The sequence below is a fragment of the Pseudomonas sp. SWRI68 genome, assembly GCF_014269165.1.
Classification (GTDB): domain Bacteria; phylum Pseudomonadota; class Gammaproteobacteria; order Pseudomonadales; family Pseudomonadaceae; genus Aquipseudomonas; species Aquipseudomonas capeferrum.
On record NZ_JABWRU010000012.1, the window covers coordinates 19,208 to 37,729 of the forward strand.

At 63.0% G+C, this 18,522-nt stretch carries 14 protein-coding genes and 1 pseudogene; 9 read left to right on the forward strand and 6 right to left on the reverse strand.

The window, feature by feature from the left end:
- On the reverse strand, nt 1-2,856 hold the full coding sequence (locus HU770_RS17685) for a class I adenylate cyclase (RefSeq protein ID WP_186664652.1): 2,856 nt from the start codon (nt 2,854-2,856) through the stop codon (nt 1-3).
- A gap of 198 nt (nt 2,857-3,054) precedes the next feature.
- Here HU770_RS17685 and HU770_RS17690 point away from each other — a divergent pair, with 198 nt between their 5' ends.
- Nucleotides 3,055-3,510: a YaiI/YqxD family protein gene (locus HU770_RS17690; protein ID WP_033702205.1), complete on the forward strand. Its 456-nt coding sequence runs from the start codon at nt 3,055-3,057 to the stop codon at nt 3,508-3,510.
- A 173-nt stretch (nt 3,511-3,683) separates the two neighbouring features.
- Here the strand turns inward: HU770_RS17690 and elbB are convergent, their stop codons facing one another.
- On the reverse strand, nt 3,684-4,352 hold the full coding sequence (gene elbB / locus HU770_RS17695) for an isoprenoid biosynthesis glyoxalase ElbB (protein WP_186664654.1): 669 nt from the start codon (nt 4,350-4,352) through the stop codon (nt 3,684-3,686).
- A gap of 112 nt (nt 4,353-4,464) precedes the next feature.
- Between elbB and HU770_RS27125 the strand changes: the two are divergent.
- Nucleotides 4,465-5,091 (forward strand): annotated as a pseudogene (locus HU770_RS27125) (sterol desaturase family protein); the annotation flags it as partial.
- Nucleotides 5,092-5,592: 501 nt separating this feature from the next.
- On the opposite strand, the gene HU770_RS17705 reads toward HU770_RS27125, so the two are convergent.
- Complete coding sequence (locus tag HU770_RS17705; RefSeq protein WP_186657619.1) at nt 5,593-6,237, reverse strand: DedA family protein; 645 nt, start codon at nt 6,235-6,237, stop codon at nt 5,593-5,595.
- A 216-nt stretch (nt 6,238-6,453) separates the two neighbouring features.
- On the opposite strand from HU770_RS17705, the gene ppk1 reads away from it, so the two are divergent.
- Entirely contained in the window at nt 6,454-8,703 is a 2,250-nt protein-coding gene (ppk1, locus tag HU770_RS17710) for a polyphosphate kinase 1 (protein WP_033702202.1), read from the forward strand.
- On the opposite strand, the gene ppx is transcribed toward ppk1, so the two are convergent.
- The gene (ppx, locus tag HU770_RS17715; RefSeq protein ID WP_033702200.1) at nt 8,690-10,192 is read right to left on the reverse strand and encodes an exopolyphosphatase; all 1,503 of its coding nucleotides are present in this window, start codon (nt 10,190-10,192) and stop codon (nt 8,690-8,692) included. The two genes, ppk1 and ppx, sit on opposite strands and share 14 nt — an antisense overlap.
- A 245-nt stretch (nt 10,193-10,437) precedes the next feature.
- Between ppx and trxA the strand changes: the two genes are divergently transcribed.
- The 5 genes from trxA to HU770_RS17740 all read left to right on the forward strand — a co-directional run bounded on the left by trxA (nt 10,438) and on the right by HU770_RS17740 (nt 15,774).
- Nucleotides 10,438-10,764, forward strand: coding sequence for a thioredoxin TrxA (trxA, locus tag HU770_RS17720; protein ID WP_186657633.1), 327 nt, complete (start codon nt 10,438-10,440; stop codon nt 10,762-10,764).
- A gap of 228 nt (nt 10,765-10,992) precedes the next feature.
- Nucleotides 10,993-12,252, forward strand: a complete 1,260-nt coding sequence (rho, locus tag HU770_RS17725) for a transcription termination factor Rho (RefSeq protein ID WP_003253661.1) — start codon at nt 10,993-10,995, stop codon at nt 12,250-12,252.
- 190 nt (nt 12,253-12,442) lie between these two features.
- Nucleotides 12,443-13,909 carry a 4-hydroxy-3-polyprenylbenzoate decarboxylase gene (gene ubiD, locus HU770_RS17730; protein ID WP_033702193.1) on the forward strand — a complete coding sequence of 489 codons (1,467 nt, stop codon included), beginning with the start codon at nt 12,443-12,445 and terminating at the stop codon, nt 13,907-13,909.
- Nucleotides 13,909-14,877, forward strand: coding sequence for a CDP-6-deoxy-delta-3,4-glucoseen reductase (locus HU770_RS17735; RefSeq protein ID WP_033702191.1), 969 nt, complete (start codon nt 13,909-13,911; stop codon nt 14,875-14,877). The genes ubiD and HU770_RS17735 overlap by 1 nt, the downstream gene beginning before the upstream one ends.
- Before the next feature lie 246 nt (nt 14,878-15,123).
- Entirely contained in the window at nt 15,124-15,774 is a 651-nt protein-coding gene (locus tag HU770_RS17740) for a gamma-glutamylcyclotransferase (RefSeq protein WP_186657648.1), read from the forward strand.
- 94 nt (nt 15,775-15,868) lie between these two features.
- On the opposite strand, the gene HU770_RS17745 is transcribed toward HU770_RS17740, so the two are convergent.
- The gene (locus HU770_RS17745) at nt 15,869-16,846 is read right to left on the reverse strand and encodes an NADPH:quinone oxidoreductase family protein (protein ID WP_186664656.1); all 978 of its coding nucleotides are present in this window, start codon (nt 16,844-16,846) and stop codon (nt 15,869-15,871) included.
- 157 nt (nt 16,847-17,003) lie between these two features.
- Between HU770_RS17745 and HU770_RS17750 the strand changes: the two genes are divergently transcribed.
- The gene (locus HU770_RS17750) at nt 17,004-17,408 is read left to right on the forward strand and encodes a flagellar basal body-associated protein FliL (protein WP_033702186.1); all 405 of its coding nucleotides are present in this window, start codon (nt 17,004-17,006) and stop codon (nt 17,406-17,408) included.
- On the opposite strand, the gene HU770_RS17755 is transcribed toward HU770_RS17750, so the two are convergent.
- Complete coding sequence (locus HU770_RS17755; RefSeq protein WP_186657657.1) at nt 17,409-18,521, reverse strand: ABC transporter permease; 1,113 nt, start codon at nt 18,519-18,521, stop codon at nt 17,409-17,411.
- Nucleotide 18,522: the final 1 nt, after the last annotated feature.

Below are 18,522 nucleotides of genomic sequence, written 5' to 3' on the forward strand. Positions count from 1 at the left end.
TCAGAAACCCATCGCCTGCACCTGCTCCAACCCCTCGTTCAACGCCTGCTCCAGCTCCCGCTTGTAGCGCAGATACAATACGGTCGCCCCCAGCTCGTCCCCCAGTAGCTCGGACAAATCCAGGTCGGTGATGTAGCAGCGGTAATGCCCGGCATTGCGCCGTTGGCCGATGATCTGCCGCGCGACCACTGCGTACAGCTGGTCACCATGATCCAGTTCGGAAAACTCCTGTTGGTCACAGTACAAGGTGACCTGCACGGCGCCCGCTGCCCCGGCCTGAATGATGGCCTGGACCTCATAGAAAGGCTGGTCGCTGCCGTCCACCGGCGCCAGGCGCGGCTCGATGCTGCGGGCCTTGCCTGTGCCTGAAGGCAGCAACTGCCCATAGCGGATATCCAGCGAAGCCGCCCCCAGGCTGTCGAGCGGCAGTTGCGCATCGCGGCGCATCAGCACAGAGCGCAAAAAGCGTTGCAGCGGCAGCAGCAAGTGGGCTTCATCCTGCAGTGGCAAGCGTTGCTGCCACAACGCGTTGTACTCATCCAGCACATACAGGTCGGCCCAGTCACCCAACAGGCGATAGAACACCTGGATGCAAGCGGGCCGGCCGCGCTCCAGTACCAGTGGCAGGTCGTGGTCCTGCAGGGCATTGGCGTCCAGGTGCAGTGGGCTGTAGACGCTGCGCTCTTCGCTCAGGCAGTCCAGCACGGCCTCATGGTCGCCCAGGGTCGCCAGGCTGACCTGGCCGGGCAGAAGCTCCAGCACGTGGGTGTGCTGGGCCACCTGCAGCACGTAGCGGTGCTTGGCACCCTGGTCGAGCAGCCGTTGCACCGTGGCGAAAATGTCCTCGACCCGCTGTTCGATGGCCTGCGCGCGGTTGTGGCAGAAGCAGCGCACCCGCAGCCGTGGGCGATGGCCACGCTGGCCGAGGCTGTTGAGGTAGTCGCGCAGGCAGCGCAGCAGCGCGTGCTCACCGTCGTAGCGCTGCACCAGCACCTCGCTCCAGCTGTTGAGGGTGACCTGGTCGAGCGTCAGCACCAGGTTTTCGCGCACGCCGGCGTAGCTCAACGAGTCGGTGCGCTCGGTGGTCATCAGGATGTTCAGGTCGCGGTGGTGGCGCAGTGGGTCGACGCCGACGTTGACCAGCAACAGGATGTCGTCGGCCACGCTGGGCTGCAGCAGGCGGACCTCGCTGACGGTGGGCAGCGGCAGGTCGATGGCCTGCTGCAGGCTGCCCAGCAGGTTGAACAGTTCGAGCTCCCTGAGATCGCTGGCACCAGGGTGCAGGGCGAAGCGCGTGCTGCTGTCGATCACGCCATTGCGATGGGCCCAGGTCAGTAGTTCGAGCAGTTCGCGGCAGCGTTTGATCGGGCTGAAGTGCTCCACTTCGTGGGTGCTCAGGTTGCCTGTGTACAGTTCCCAGTGATGGCTGCCGGGCTCCTTGCGATTGGGGGCCTGGACCAGGGTGAGGGTGCCCTCGGCCAGGTCCGGGGCAATCCCCGGGTTGATCACCTCGGTCTTGCCGGCTCGGCGTTCGAAGGCGGCATACAGGCGCCGCCCCAGCACATTCAGGTCACGCTGGTCGGCGCGGCTGCTGGCGTTGCGGGTCTGGGCGAACTGGCTGAGGAAGCGGTAGCTGTGGTTCAGTTCGGCCACCAGTTCGCGGCGCTCGACGGCCACCTGGCCGACTTTCCATTGGCTGCGGCTATCGAGCAGGGCCAGTTGGCGCTCGTCCCAGCCCCATTCGTCTGCCAGGCGCTGCAGCAGTTGGCGCTGCCAACCGTTGCCGCGCACCTGGTCGCTGAGTTTCTTGTTCACCTTCAGGTACAGGCTGCGCCTTACCCGTTCGAGGCGTACCGGCTCGCCGCGTTGGTGCAGGTACTGCTCGATGCGCCGGTAGACCATCACGTAGGGGTCCAGCGCGTCGAGGTCGAGCTGGTTGGCGAACACCGCTTGCTTGTAGTCCAGGCTCAGGCAGCGTACGGCGGGGTGCTCACTGGCGTAGGCTTCGGTCAACAGCAGCTTGAGCAGCGATTTGTAAGGCGAGTCGATGCCCTTGAACAGCTGCCACAGCCCAGCACCGACGAACTCGCCGGGCGGGATATGCGCCAAGTTGCCAAGGTCGAGCACGTCCTGGCTGCGGATGAAGCGCTTGCTGAGCAAGGTCTGGGTGTAGGCCCTGTAGTTGTGCTCTTCATACACCGGCACCAGCCACCACAGGGGCGTACGCCCGGCCAGCCAGATGGCGGTGCGATAGAACTCGTCGAGCAGCAGGTAATGCTGGGTGGTGCCACAGTCGTCGGAGCCGAGCTGGCCATCCCGCTCGCCTTGAGCAAAGCCTTGTGGGTCGATCAAAAAGAAGTGTGCCTCGGCCCCCAGGCCGGCGGCCCAGGTTTCCAGCAACTGGCATTTGCGCCGAAGCTCGTCCAGCTGGCTGTCGCCCAGGTCAGGCGCGTGGCAGACCCAGAAGTCCATGTCGCTCAGTTCGGCCTGGGCCAGGGAGCCAAGGCTGCCCATCAGGAACAGCCCATGGATCGGGCGCGGTGCGTGCCCCTGGCGAGCCTTGTAGGCAAACGAGCGTGCCAGGCGCTGGGCTTCGGCGACCCGTTCTGCGCCAGGCTCGAAGCCGGCCACCCCGGCAGGGGTGCTGCCCGAGACATAGCCGGGCAGCAGCGGGTGATTGACGTGGAACAGCAGCGGCAACAACGTCAGTACCTGCTGCTGGCGCGTCGACAGCCCCTCCCTCGCACGCTGCAAACGGCCTTGATTGAGCTGCAGGAACCGCGCCCGTAATGTCGCCAGGACCTTGCGGTCGATGCCTTCGTCCAGGTCGGGGCGGATTTCGTGGGGGTGGTTCATTGCACACTCGGGGCAGGCCAGTGGGGCTGCGGCGAGTTTAGCCTGAGTGACGCACTCGGATAAGCGCTAAATGGATTGTTGACGCCATTTTTCAAGCGCCGGTATGCCTTGTGCCGGCCAGGCAGCTCCAGCTTTTGCCACGCTTGGGGCATGATGTGAGGCATGAGCGTAGTCGCGCTGATTTAGAGGTGTTTCCCGATGCGTGTATGGATCGATGCTGACGCCTGCCCCAAGCCGGCCAAGGACTTGATCGTCAAGTTTGCCCTCAAGCGCAAACTCGAGGTGGTGATGGTGGCGGGCCAGGCGCAAAGCAAGCCGGCCTTTGCCTGTGTGCGGCTGATCGTGGTGCCCAGCGGCATGGATGCGGCTGATGATTACCTGGTCGACAACGCCGCGCCTGGCGAACTGGTGATCTGCAGCGACGTGCCGCTGGCCGATCGGCTGGTCAAGAAAGGCGTGGCGGCGCTGGACCCACGGGGGCGTGAGTTTGACGAGCGCAACATGGGTGATCGGCTGGCGGCGCGCAACCTGTTCACCGAATTGCGCGAGCAGGGGCAGGTTGGAGGCGGGCAGGCGCCTTATGGCGAGCGGGAGAAACAGGCGTTCGCCAATGCACTGGACCGCATCATCGCGCGCTTGTCCAAGGGCCCCTGACGCGCGAGCGCGGGTTTTGGTTTTTGTAGGAGCGGCAAGGCCGGGGCGCCGGACCGGTCGGAAAGGGGCGCGGAGCGGCCCCCTACGTTCTTGCTGGCACCCGAAAACCCGGGGCCGCTCCGCGCCCCTTTCGCGACGCAAGGCCGCTCCTACAAAGAGGGTGCAGGCCGGGGTTACTGGTCGTTCTCGTGGGTCAGTTCCAGCACGCGATCCACCAGCTTGTAGATCCCGCCCGCCGCCTCGCTGATCGACTTCGCCACCATGTATGCCGGGGTCGTCACCAGCTTGCGCTGGGTGTCTTCGACGATATCGTGCACATCGCATTCTTCATGCTTGCCGCCCATTTTTTCCACTGCTGCAGCGGTACCGGCATCGTTGCCGATGGTGCAGACCACACCCGGGCCATAGATTTTCGCTGCCAGCGCTGGCGAGATGCAGATCAGCCCGACCGGCTTGCAGGCGTCGGCGAAGGCTTCGGCCAGGGCCAGCACGTCCGGGTTGACGCTGCAGTTGGCGCCCTCGACGGCAAAGTTGGACAGGTTTTTTGCCGCGCCAAAACCACCGGGCACGATCAGTGCGTCGAAGTCTTCGGCATTGGCTTCGCGGATGTCCTTGACCTCACCGCGGGCGATACGTGCCGACTCCACCAGTACATTGCGCGACTCGGGCATTGGCTCGCCGCTCAGGTGATCGATCACATGCATCTGCGCGATGTTCGGCGCAAAGCACTGCACCTGCGCCCCGCGCTGGTCGAGGCGCAGCAGGGTGATCACGCTTTCGTGGATTTCGGCACCGTCATACACGCCACAGCCTGAAAGAATCACCGCTACTTTTTTTGTCATGCTCATTACTCCAGTGTCGAGGCGCTAAATGTCCTCTAGTTTGGCAGATGTAGCCATAGGGGTTCCCGCAGTTGCGGCCTAATCTTGGTGGATAACGCCTGAGGTCGTTGCCATGGACCTGATACTGCTGGCCGTGCCGTTCTTCTTCGTATTGATTGCCGCCGAGCTGGTGGCCGACCGCGTGCGCGGCCAGCGCAATTTCACCTTGGCCGACTCGATCAACAGCCTGAGTACGGGCGCCTTGTCGACCAGTACCGGCCTGCTGACCAAAGGTGTAGGGCTGGTGACCTATGCCCTGGCCTGGGAGCACCTGGCGTTGTTGCGCCTGCCGCAACAGGCATGGTGGGTGTGGGTGCTGGCCTTTGTGCTTTACGACTTCTGCTACTACTGGCTGCACCGCCTGGGGCATGAGCGCAACGTGCTGTGGGCAGCTCATTCGGTGCACCACCAGAGCGAGGAGTACAACCTCACCACGGCGCTGCGCCAGACCAGCAGCGGGTTCATCTTTGCGTGGGTCTTCTACCTGCCGTTGGCGCTGGTCGGCGTGCCGCCGCTGGTGTTCATCACCGTGGCGTCGCTGAACCTGCTGTACCAGTTCTGGGTGCATACCCGGCACATTCCCAAGCTGGGCTGGCTCGAGTGGATACTGATCACGCCATCCAACCATCGCGTCCACCATGCGCAAAATCCTGTTTACTTGGATCGCAATTACGGCGGCGTGTTCATTCTCTGGGACCGCCTGTTCGGCACGTTCAAGGAAGAGGACCCGGACGAGCCGGTGGTATTCGGGGTGACCACGCCACTGGCCAGCTGGAACCCGTTGTGGGCCAACCTGCAGTTCTACGCCCAGCTGTGGAGCGATGCCCGGCGTACCCAGCGCGTGTGGGACAAGCTGCGGATCTGGTTCATGCCCACGGGCTGGCGCCCGGCCGATGTCGCGGCGCGCTATCCGCAGGCCAAGCCGGACCTGGCGCTGTTTCGCAAGTTCGAGGTAGCCCTGGGGCGGGCGCAGCAGGCTTACGTAGCGGTGCAGTTCGTCGTCTACGTGGCCGTGGGCAGCTACTTGATGGAAGTGGCAGAGCGCGTGCCGGGCGCCGCCCTGGTGCTGGGCTGGTCGGTCATGGCCGTGGGCCTGTTCGTGCTTGGCACGCTGCTTGAGAATCGGCCGTGGGCCAGGCGCCTGGAGTGGCTGCGGTTGCTGTCGAATGCGCCAGCGCTGTACTTGGCTGGCGCACTGGGTTTAGCGGTGATCACGCCGCTGGGGTGGTTCCTGCTCCTGGTCTACAGCCTGCTCAGCGTCTGCGGCTTGGCCCAGTGCGGCCGCCTTGCGCTCGGCGCGCATGGTGCGAAAGCGCCGGCGCAGCCAGAGCAGGGCGCCAAGCAACAGCAGGCCGCCGAGCACCCATAGCTCGTATCGCTTCACATTACCCAGCAGGCCTTCGAGGATAGCGCCGAAGTGATAGGCCGCAGTACCCAGGGCCAACGCCCAGATGGCGGCGCCGAGGCCGTTGAGCAGCAGGTAGCGGCGCGGCGGATAGCCCGACAGGCCAATGGCCACCGGCATCACCGTGCGCAGGCCATAGACGAAGCGAAAACTCAGCACCCAGATATCGGGGTGGCGGCGAATGTGGTCCAGCGCCCGATCACCCATGGCCTGCCAGCGCGGCTTGCGTGCCAGGATCTTGCGCCCATGGCGACGGCCCATGAAGTACCACAGTTGGTCGCCAGCATAGCTGCCCAGGAAGGCCACCAGGCACACCAGCTTGATGTCCATGTAGCCGCGGAACGCAAGAAAACCCGCAAGCACCAGGATGGTCTCGCCTTCAAAGAAGGTGCCTAGAAAAAGGGCGAAGTAGCCGAAATCCTGCAGGAATTGTTGAAGCATTTTCTGAGGTGCTGGCGAAATGAACGCGCAGCCTACCCCTTCGCGCGCGTGGATGAAAGTGTCCAAATGTGTCTCGACGTGAACATTTCCTACAAGGACAATGCCTTCGGCCACAAGTCGCAGGCTTGCCAGTGGGTGTAACACAGGCGTCATAATGGCCGCTTATCGTCCCGCTCAATTGATGATAGGGCGTTAACGTCCTCCAGGAACGTCCAGATGAATAATGAAGTGCTCACCCCTGTCGCGATCAAGGACGCCCAGGCCGTCCCCGAAGAGATGGTGCAGACCCCGCCAGACCTGCCGCCGGCGCCAGAGCCCGAGCCAGAACCTGCGCCGGTGGTCGAGGCTGCGGCACCGGCCCCTGCGCCGGCACCGGCGATCGCCGTCCCCGGCCTTGACGACAGCAGCCTGTACATTCATCGCGAGCTGTCGCAGCTGCAGTTCAACATTCGGGTACTGGAGCAGGCGCTGGACGAGAGCTACCCGCTGCTCGAACGCCTGAAATTCCTGCTGATCTTCTCCAGCAACCTCGACGAGTTCTTCGAGATCCGCGTCGCCGGCCTCAAGAAGCAGATCAACTTCGCCCGCGAACAGGCCGGTGCCGACGGGCTGCAGCCGCACCAGGCGCTGGCGCGCATCAGCGAGCTGGTGCACTCGGAGGTGGACCGCCAGTACGCCATCCTCAACGATGTGCTGCTGCCGGAGCTGGAAAAGCACCACATCCGCTTTATCCGCCGCCGTCACTGGACGCCCAAGCTCAAGACCTGGGTGCGGCGCTTCTTCCGCGACGAGATCGCCCCGATCATCACCCCGATCGGCCTCGACCCGACCCACCCGTTCCCTTTGCTGGTGAACAAGAGCCTCAACTTCATCGTCGAGCTCGAAGGCGTCGATGCCTTCGGCCGCGACTCGGGCCTGGCGATCATCCCGGCGCCGCGCCTGTTGCCGCGGGTCATCCGGGTGCCTGAAGAGGTCGGTGGCCCAGGTGCCAACTACGTGTTCCTGTCGTCGATGATTCACGCTCACGCCGACGACCTGTTCCAGGGCATGAAGGTCAAGGGCTGCTACCAGTTCCGCCTGACCCGTAACGCCGACCTGGCGCTGGACTCCGAAGAGGTCGACGACCTGGCTCGCGCCCTGCGCGGCGAGCTGTTCTCGCGCCGCTATGGTGACGCCGTGCGCCTCGAGGTGGCCGATACCTGCCCGAAACACCTCTCGGATTACCTGCTAAAACAGTTCAGCCTGAGCGAGAGCGAGCTGTACCAGGTCAACGGCCCGGTCAACCTGACCCGCCTGTTCAGCATCACCGGCCTCGACAGCCACCCGCAGCTGCAATACACGCCGTTCACCCCGGCGATCCCCAAGCTGCTGGTGAACGCCGACAACATCTTCAGTGTGATCAGCAAGCAGGACATCCTGCTGATGCACCCGTTCGAGTCCTTCACGCCGGTGGTCGACCTGCTGCGCCAGGCTGCCAAGGACCCGCATGTGCTCGCCGTGCGCCAGACCCTGTACCGCTCCGGTGCCAACTCGGAGATCGTCGACGCGCTGGTGGACGCCGCCCGTAACGGCAAGGAGGTCACTGCGGTGATCGAATTGCGCGCGCGCTTCGACGAAGAGTCCAACCTGCAGATGGCCAGCCGCCTGCAAGCGGCGGGTGCGGTGGTGATCTACGGTGTGGTCGGGTTCAAGACCCACGCCAAGATGATGTTGATCCTGCGCCGCGAGCACGGTGAAATCGTGCGTTATGCGCACCTGGGCACCGGTAACTACCACGCTGGCAACGCCCGTTTGTACACCGACTACAGCCTGCTGACGTCCGACGACGCTCTGACCGAGGACGTCGGCAAGTTGTTCAGCCAGTTGATCGGCATGGGCAAGACCCTGCGCATGAAGAAGCTGCTGCACGCGCCGTTCACCCTGAAGAAGGGCATGCTCGACATGATTGCGCGCGAGACTCAGTTCGCGCTCGAAGGCAAGCCTGCGCACATCATCGCCAAGTTCAACTCGCTGACCGACGCCAAGGTCATCAAGGCGCTGTACAAGGCCAGCCAGTCCGGCGTGCGCATCGACCTGGTGGTGCGCGGCATGTGCTGCCTGCGGCCAGGGATTGCGGGGGTTTCGCACAACATTCACGTGCGCTCGATCATCGGCCGCTTTCTGGAGCACACCCGGGTGTTCTACTTCCTCAATGGTGGCGAGGAGCAGATCTACCTGTCCAGTGCCGACTGGATGGAACGCAACCTCGACAAGCGCGTCGAGACGTGCTTCCCGGTCGAAGGCAAGAAGCTGTTGCTGCGGGTGAAGAAGGAGCTGGAAAGCTACCTGACCGACAACACTCATGCCTGGACGCTGCAGTCGGACGGGCGCTACGTGCGCAGCACCCCGACCGGCAACCAGAACCCGCGCAGTGCCCAGGCGACCCTGCTGGAGCGCCTGAGCAACCCGGTGCTCAACGTACGCTGAGGACGAAGCCGACCCGGGCTAGCCACTCCGCCTCGTTGGCGAAGTCGGCCTGGGTCAGCTGGTGTTGCTCCAGCCAACCCTGCGGGAAGACCACTTCGAGGCTGTTGTCGCCGGCTTGCAGCTGCACTTTCGGCATCTGTTGGGTACCACGAATGTGGTGGAACAGGATGGCGAAGCGCAGCAGCACGCACAGGCGAATCAGCTGCACGCCTTCATCGCCGAACTCGGCGAATTTGTCTCTGGGGATGTTGCGGCGATGGCCGCGCACCAGCAGGGCCATCATCTGCTGGTCCTCGCGGGAGAAGCCTGACAGGTCGGAATGTTCGATCAGGTAGGCGCCGTGCTTGTGGTAGTGGTAGTGGGCAATATCCAGCCCAACTTCATGCACTTTTGCCGCCCAACCCAGAAGATCGCGCCAATTTCCGTCTTCCAGCTTCCAGGCTTTGGCCACTTGGTCGAAGGCATGCAATGCCTTGCGCTCGACGCGCGCGGCCTGGCCTTGGTCAACGTGGTAGCGCTCCATCAATGAGTTGAGGGTGCGCTCGCGCACGTCTTCGTGATGATGGCGGCCAAGCAGGTCGAACAGCACGCCTTCGCGCAGGGCGCCGTCGCAGTGATCCATGCGTTGCAGCTCGAGGGCATCGAAGATCGCCTCGAGAATCGCAAGGCCAGCCGGGAAGATAGTGCGCCGGTCTGGCTTGACCCCGTCGAAGTCGATCTTGTCGACCTCACCCAGCTTGAACAGCTTGCGTTTGACCCACGCCAGCCCCTCGGCGTTGACCTCGCCATTGCCCAGGCCACTGGCCTTGATGGCTGCGCCGATGGCGCGAATGGTGCCGGACGAGCCGATGGCTTCGTCCCAGGTCAGGCGGTGCAGGGCGTTTTCGATGCTCATCAGTTCCAGGCGTGCGGCGGTGTAGGCCTGGGCATAGCGCGCCGGGGTGATCTTGCCGTCGCGGAAGTAGCGCTGGGTAAAACTGACGCAGCCCATCTGCAGGCTCTCGCGCAGCAGCGGCTCGAAACGCTGGCCGATGATGAACTCGGTACTGCCGCCGCCAATGTCGGCGACCAGGCGCTTGCCCGGATTGTCGGCCAGGGTGTGGGAGACGCCCAGGTAGATCAGGCGGGCTTCCTCACGGCCGGAAATCACCTCCACCGGGTGGCCGAGAATGGCCTCGGCGCGCTGGATGAATTCGTTACGGTTGCGCGCTTCGCGCAGTGCGTTGGTGCCAACGATGCGCACGGCGCCCGCAGGCAGGCCGTTGATCAACTGGGCGAAGCGCTTGAGGCAATCGAGGCCTCGTTGCATGGCTTCTTCGCTGAGCTTGCGCTCTTCGTCGATGCCGGCGGCCAGCTGAACCTTTTCCCCCAGCCGTTCGAGAATGCGGATCTCGGTGTGGTGGGCCTTGGCCACGACCATGTGAAAACTGTTGGAGCCAAGGTCGATGGCGGCGATCAGAGACAGGTTCTTCGCGTTGGTATGCGGCATGATCTGGATGTTCTCGGTCGTTAACCTGGCAATCGTGCCACGATACGGGGCTGTCGCCAACGCGTGGCACGCCAAGGCTTGATGCAAGGCAATGTGCCATTCGATGTTATGACACACGTATGACAGTTTTCGATTCGCGGCGTCTTGCACCACTATAGTTACACTCAATCGCCCGCGACTTCCTGTAGGGCGTAGGTGCGGCTATGATGGGCAACGTTTTTTAGCTTACGACCTTGGAGATTTCCATGAGCGACAAAATCAAACACGTCACCGACGCCAGCTTCGAAGCCGACGTACTGCAGGCTCAAGGCCCGGTGCTGGTTGACTACTGGGCTGAATGGTGCGGCCCATGCAAAATGATCGCTCCAGTCCTGGACGACATCGCCAGCACTTACGAGGGCAAACTGACCGTCGCCAAGCTGAACATCGACGAGAACCAGGAAACCCCCGCCAAGCACGGCGTGCGTGGCATCCCAACGCTGATGCTGTTCAAGAACGGCAACGTCGAGGCCACCAAGGTCGGCGCACTGTCCAAATCGCAATTGGCCGCGTTCCTCGACGCCCACCTGTGATGTGAAAAAGCCCCGGAAAAACCGGGGCTTTTCTTTTCCAACCCACTAGACGTCGAAAAAAGCAAGTGTTACATTCGGCCTCGCACTGCTTCTCCAGTGCCCCCTGCACGCCGTCGCCGACGCACTCCTAATTAGAATCTGTGCGCGATCCTATCGCCTTCTAGCGGCGCGGCTTCATTAAGCCAGAAGCTTAATCCTCCCTTCATACATGATTACGTCACTCCCCTTATGAACCTGACTGAACTCAAGCAAAAGCCGATTACCGATCTGCTGGAAATGGCCGAACAGATGGGCATCGAAAACATGGCCCGTTCGCGCAAACAGGACGTGATTTTCGCCCTGCTGAAAAAGCACGCGAAAAGCGGCGAAGAGATCTCGGGTGACGGCGTGCTGGAGATTCTCCAGGATGGTTTCGGTTTCCTGCGTTCGGCTGATGCGTCCTACCTGGCCGGCCCCGACGACATCTACGTCTCGCCCAGCCAGATCCGCCGTTTCAACCTGCGTACCGGCGACACCATCGTCGGCAAGATCCGCCCGCCGAAGGAAGGGGAGCGTTACTTCGCCCTGCTGAAGGTCGACACGATCAACTTCGATCGCCCTGAAAACGCGAAGAACAAGATCCTGTTCGAAAACCTGACGCCGCTGTTCCCCAACAAGCGTCTGAAGATGGAAGCCGGCAACGGTTCCACCGAAGACTTGACCGGCCGTGTCATCGACCTGTGTGCACCGATCGGCAAGGGCCAGCGTGGCCTGATCGTCGCCCCGCCGAAAGCGGGTAAAACGATCATGCTGCAGAACATCGCGGCGAACATCACCCGGAACAACCCCGAGTGCCACCTGATCGTCCTGCTGATCGACGAGCGCCCGGAAGAAGTGACCGAAATGCAGCGCACCGTGCGCGGCGAAGTGGTTGCCTCGACCTTCGACGAGCCGCCGACCCGCCACGTGCAGGTTGCCGAAATGGTGATCGAGAAGGCCAAGCGCCTGGTCGAGCACAAGAAGGATGTGGTCATCCTGCTCGACTCCATCACCCGCCTGGCGCGTGCCTACAACACCGTGATCCCGAGCTCCGGCAAGGTCCTCACCGGTGGTGTCGACGCCCATGCCCTGGAGAAGCCGAAGCGCTTCTTCGGTGCCGCGCGTAACATCGAGGAAGGCGGCTCGCTGACCATCATCGCCACCGCGCTGGTTGAAACCGGCTCGAAGATGGACGAAGTGATCTACGAAGAGTTCAAGGGTACCGGCAACATGGAGCTGCCCCTGGACCGTCGCATCGCCGAGAAGCGTGTGTTCCCGGCCATCAACATCAACCGCTCCGGCACCCGCCGTGAAGAGCTGCTGACTGCCGACGACGAACTGCAGCGCATGTGGATCCTGCGCAAGCTGCTGCACCCGATGGACGAAATCGCCGCCATCGAGTTCCTGGTCGACAAGCTCAAGCAGACCAAGACCAACGACGAGTTCTTCTTGTCGATGAAGCGCAAGTAAGCTTCGCTGCATCATACAAAAAGCCGGGGAAACCCGGCTTTTTGCTGCTTGTCACAAAAGATCGTTAGCCAGCCCCCTGAACGCAGGCCAGTCGGTGAGACTGCGCGCGGCCCAGACTCCCTTGGCCATTTTGCCCTCTTAGGCGCTACACTCTGCACCCCGACCGATACGGCCAACACGAGGCTCCTGCATGCAGTATCGCGACTTGCGCGACTTCATCCGTGGCCTGGAACAGCGCGGCGAACTCAAGCGCATCCAGGTTCCGATTTCTCCCGTCCTGGAAATGACCGAGGTCTGCGACCGCACCCTGCGTGCCAAGGGCCCGGCGTTGCTGTTCGAGAAGCCCACCGGCTACGACATCCCGGTGCTGGGCAACCTGTTCGGTACGCCAGAACGGGTGGCCATGGGCATGGGCGCCGAGTCGGTCGAAGAGCTGCGCGAAATCGGCAAGTTGCTGGCCTTCCTCAAGGAGCCCGAGCCGCCGAAGGGCCTGAAGGACGCCTGGTCGAAACTGCCGATCTTCAAGAAGGTCGTGTCGATGGCGCCCAAGGTGGTCAAGGATGCCGTGTGCCAGGAGGTGGTGGTCGAAGGTGACGACGTCGACCTCGGCCAGCTGCCGATCCAGCATTGCTGGCCAGGCGATGTGGCGCCGCTGATCACCTGGGGCCTGACCGTGACCCGCGGCCCCAACAAGGACCGCCAGAACCTGGGTATCTACCGCCAGCAGGTCATCGGCCGCAACAAGGTCATCATGCGCTGGCTGAGCCACCGCGGTGGCGCGCTGGACTACCGCGAATGGTGCGAGAAGCACCCCGGCCAGCCGTTCCCGGTTGCTGTGGCGCTGGGCGCAGACCCGGCGACCATTCTTGGGGCGGTGACGCCCGTGCCGGATACCCTGTCCGAGTACGCCTTCGCCGGCCTGCTGCGTGGCAACCGCACCGAGCTGGTCAAGTGCCGTGGCAGCAACCTGCAGGTGCCGGCCACCGCCGAGATCATCCTCGAAGGGGTGATCCACCCTGGCGAAATGGCGCCCGAAGGCCCCTATGGCGACCACACCGGTTACTACAACGAAGTGGACAGCTTCCCGGTGTTCACGGTCGAGCGCATCACCCACCGGCAAAAACCGATCTACCACAGCACCTACACCGGCCGGCCGCCCGATGAGCCGGCCATTCTCGGGGTGGCGCTGAACGAAGTGTTCGTGCCGATCCTGCAGAAGCAGTTCCCGGAGATCGTCGACTTCTACCTGCCGCCGGAAGGTTGTTCGTACCGCATGGCGGTGGTGACCATGAAAAAGCAGTACCCAGGCCACGCCAAGCGCGTGATGCTGGGGGTGTGGTCGTTCCTGCGACAGTTCATGTACACCAAGTTTGTTATCGTCACCGACGACGACATCAACGCCCGCGACTGGAATGACGTGATCTGGGCCATCACCACGCGCATGGACCCCAAGCGTGATACGGTGATGATCGACAACACCCCGATCGACTACCTGGACTTCGCGTCGCCGGTGTCGGGGTTGGGATCGAAGATGGGCCTGGATGCCACCCACAAGTGGCCGGGCGAGACTACACGCGAATGGGGGCGGGTCATCGTCAAGGACGAAGCCGTCACCCGCCGTATCGATGAGCTGTGGGATCAGTTGGGAATAGATTGATGCAGGTAACGTTGCAGCCGTCCGGGGCAGTGCTGGCGCTCGAACCCGGGGAACGGATCCTGGATGGAGCGCGGCGGCTGGGCTATGACTGCCCCAACAGCTGCCGCAATGGCAATTGCCATGTCTGCGCCGCTTTGCTGGTAGAAGGGAGCGTCCGCCAGAACGGCGAAGTACGCGACCATGGCGAGCTGTTCACCTGCATTGCCGAACCGCTGGAGGATTGCGTGTTGCTCTGGGATGGTGTGCTCGCCCTGGGCGAGCTGCCAGTGCGCAAGCTGGCGTGCAGCGTGAGCGAATGCGTCGACGTCGGTGGCGACGTCTGGCGCGTGCGCCTGCGGGCGCCTGCGGGCAAGCCGCCGCGTTATCACGCCGGGCAGTATCTGATGATCGAGCGTGAAGGCGGCAAGCAGGCGGCGTTCTCCCTGGCCTCGGCCCCCCACGGTGGGCGTGAGCTGGAGCTGCACGTGCTGGCGCGTGAACCCAGCGCACTGCAGTTGATCGAGCAATTGCAGCGCGATCGCCTGGCACGTATCGAACTGCCGTTCGGCGATGCGCACCTGGCCGAGCTGCCAGACGGCCCGCTGGTGCTGATCGCTGCCGGTACGGGGATGGGCCAGATGCACAGCCTGGTCGAGCACTGCCGCGCCCAGGGCTTCAAGCATCCGGTACACCTGTACTGGGGGGTGCGCCGGCCCGAGGATTTCTACCAGATCGAGCACTGGGACCAATGGCAGCACTTGCCCAACCTGTTCCTGCACAAGGTCGTCAGTGACCTGTGCGGGTGGGAAGGCCGGTGCGGCATGCTGCACGAGGCGGTTTGCGAAGACATCCCTGACCTCAATACCGTGCATGTGTATGCCAGCGGCTCGCCCAACATGGTCTATGCCACCCTCGATGCGCTGGTCGAGGCGGGCATGGATGCGCACCGCATGCGCGCGGATGTATTTGCCTACGCGCCGCGTGGCTAATAACCGAAGTTTGAACCACTGGGTATAAGGCGGTAATTGTTACCGCCTTGGCTCATAACTTTCACCCGGCTTGAAACAATGCGCTCCAACTGTCGGAAGTTCGCGTGAATCTTTAGCTGCGGGGCTTGAGTAGTGGCCTGTTTATATCCTAAGGTTAATCCAGGTACCTTGGGTGCGGGGCGCAGGCCCTGGCACACAGCGACGCTCGCTACGACAGTAGTTCACGGGGAATAATGGCGGCAGCTTATGTCGGCACTTCAACAGTTATCCTGGAATAGTTCTTACCCTCCGGCGCTCGACTTCGGCCAGCAATTGACCCGCGAGCAATTGATCAACTCCATGCACATGACCATGTCACGCCATGAAGGCGGGCCCGTGTGGTTGTTTGCCTATGGCTCGTTGATCTGGCGCCCGGAGTGCAGTTCGGTTGAGCGTCAGCGGGCGCGGGTGCATGGTTACCACCGTGGGCTGTACCTGTGGTCGCACGAGCACCGTGGCACGCCGGAAACACCGGGCCTGGTATTCGGCCTGGACCGTGGCGGGTCGTGCAGCGGTTTTGCCTATCGGCTGGAAGAAAGCAACCTGGATGAGTCGCTGATGGCGCTGTGGCAGAGGGAGATGCCTTACCCGGCCTACCGCCCGCACTGGCTCAGTTGCCGGTTGGGGGATGGCAGCAAGGTGCAGGCCTTGGGTTTTGTGCTGGAGCGCCACTTGCCGTGCTATGCGGGGAATCTGCCAGATACGCTGCTCAGCCAGATCCTTGCCAGTGCCAAAGGGCGGTATGGCACCACGCGCGAGTATGTGGAACAGACCTTGAACGCTTTGCGCACTCACCAGATGCCGGATCGCAACCTGGAGGCGCGGTTCAGGCGCTGCCATAACCTGCGCGAAGTTTGAGCAAGACAGTTGCTCAGGTTCTCTGCGGTCTTCAGGTTGTGGGAGCGGGCTTGCCCCGCGAAGAGGCCGGTGCTGCCAACCCAGTTGTGATGCCTTATCGGGTTAGCACCACCAACTTACCCACCGCCTTCCTCTGCCCCAATTGCTCGATAGCCGCCCCAGCCTCGGCCAGTGGATAAGTCTTCGACACCAACGGTTTCAGTTTGCCTTCGGCATGCCAGGCAAACAGCTGGCTGAAGTTCGCCGCATTGTCCTCCGGCTGACGCTGTGCAAACGCCCCCCAGAACACCCCCAGCACCGCAGCGCCCTTGAGCAGCACCAGGTTCGCCGCCATCTGTGGGATGGTGCCGCTGGCAAACCCGACCACCAGTAACCGTCCATTCCAGGCCAGCCCGCGCACGGCCTGGTCGAACAGCTCGCCGCCCACCGGGTCGTAGATCACGTCCGCGCCCTGGCCGCCGGTCAGGCGCTTTATCTCGTCCTTGAGGCTGGCCTGGCTGTAGTCAATCAGCTCGTCGGCCCCGGCAGCCTTGGCCACAGCCAGTTTTTCAGCGCTGCTGGCCGCGGCGATCACCCGGGCGCCCATGGCCTTGCCTATTTCCACTGCCGCCAGGCCCACACCGCCAGACGCCCCCAGCACCAGCAGGGTTTCACCGGGCCGCAGTTGGCCGCGCTGCTTGAGTGCATGCATCGAGGTACCGTAGGTCATGCCAAAGGCGGCAGCGGTCGTGAAGTCCATGCTTTCGGGGATCGGCATCACGTTGTAGAAGGGCACCGCGACCTGCTCGGCGAACGCACCCCAGCCCGTCAGCGCCATGACCCGGTCGCCGACCTTGAACGCACCGGCCTTTTCGCCGACTGCGGCGACCACCCCCGCTGCTTCGCTGCCCGGGGAAAACGGCAGCGGTGGCTGAAACTGGTATTTACCTTCGATGATCAGGGTGTCCGGGAAGTTGACACCTGCGGCCTGTACCTCCAGCAGGAGCTCGTTCTTCTTCGGCACGGGGCTGGCGACGTCTTCCAGTACCAGGTCGTGCGCCGGGCCCAGGGTTTTGCACAACACAGCTTTCATCGGGGCTATTCCTTTGCGGGTAATGGCCGATAAGTGTAGGAGGGCCACCTGCCGGGTCAACGAGCATGGCCCACCCTGATGGGCCGGCATAAGCCTGGGCTTGGGTTTGAGCGGTGTGCTGGGTAAGCTGGCGCCAATTGTATTGAGGAGCGAATTCGTGAAAGCGTGGATCTTGATGGTGCTGGCCCTGATGCTGCCAGTGGCGGCCATGGCCGAAGAGGCCAAGGAAGGGCAGCCAAAAGTCGCCTACATCACCCTGAGCCCACCCTTTGTCGGTAACTACGCGCTCGACGGTGGCCCCAAGCTGCGCGTCTACAAGGCTGACGTGGCCCTGCGCGTGACCGGTGATGAGGCCGCCAAGGCGGTGAAGCATCACGAGCCGCTGATCCGTAACCAGCTGGTGGCGCTGTTCACCCAGCAGACGGTAGACAAGATGAGCAACGTCGAGGCCAAGGAGCAACTGCGCCAGGAAGCCCTCAAGCAGGTGCAGCAGGTAATGGAAGCGGAAGAGGGCAAGCCGATTGTCGAAGACCTGCTGTTCAACAACCTGATCGTGCAGTGATCAAGAGGCCAGGCTGCGCCGAAAGCGCGCCAGTGCCACGCTGAAGAACACCAGGCCGATCACGGCCAGGGCCAGGATATCTGGCCATACCACGGCCAAGCCGGCGTCGCGGAACAGAATTGCGGCGCCGAGGCTGACGAAATGCGTCGACGGTGAGCCTTGCATCACCCATTGCAACCACTGCGGCATGCTGTCCAGCGGCGTGCTGCCGCCCGACAGCAACAGCATCGGGATGATCACCGGGATCGCCAGCAGGCCGAACTGAGGCGTCGAACGCGCCAGGGTGGCCAGAAAGATGCCCAGCGCGGTGCTGGCGAACAGGTACAGCGCCGTCACCCCCAGAAACAGCCCCATGGAGCCGGACAACGGCACGCCCAGGGCGCCCTTGACCACCACGATCAGCGAGATCCAGGTGCAAAGCACCACCACCAGTGCGTTGCTGGCGATTTTCGCCAGCATGATTTCCAGCGCGGTCAACGGCAGCACCAGCAAGTGATCGAGCGTGCCGTGTTCGCGCTCACGCAACAACGCGGTGCCGGTGAGGATGATCGCCAGAATCGTGATGTTGTTGACGATCTGGATCACCGCCAGAAACCAGCCGCCCTCAAGGTTGGGGTTGAACAATGCCTTGGGGTTGATCAGCACCGGGCTCTGCGTGGTGGTGCGCTGGGTATAGTCGAGCAGCTCACGTTCGAAGATCCGGCCGATGTAGCCGGCGCCCATGAAGGCCTGGCTCATGGCCGTGGCGTCGACGTTGATCTGCAGCTCCGGCGACCGCCCGGCCAGCAGGTCGCTCTGGAAATTTACCGGCACATTGATCACGAAGGTGTACTGGCCACTGTCCATGGCCTGGTCCAGGCGGTCCGGAGGCAGAGGCACGGCAGGCTGGAACTCGGGCGGTTGCAGCGACTCGGTGAGTTTGCGCGAGAGCAGGCTGTGGTCTTCGTCGACCACGGCGACACTGGCGTTGTGCACGCCGATCACCGAGCCGGCCGCAGGCATGTAGATCGCCACGCTAAAGGCATAAAGCAGAAACAGCAGCAGCACGCTGTCATGGCGCAGGCTGGTGAGTTCTTTCAGGCCCAGGCGCAGGGTGTGGTTCAAGCGCGACATG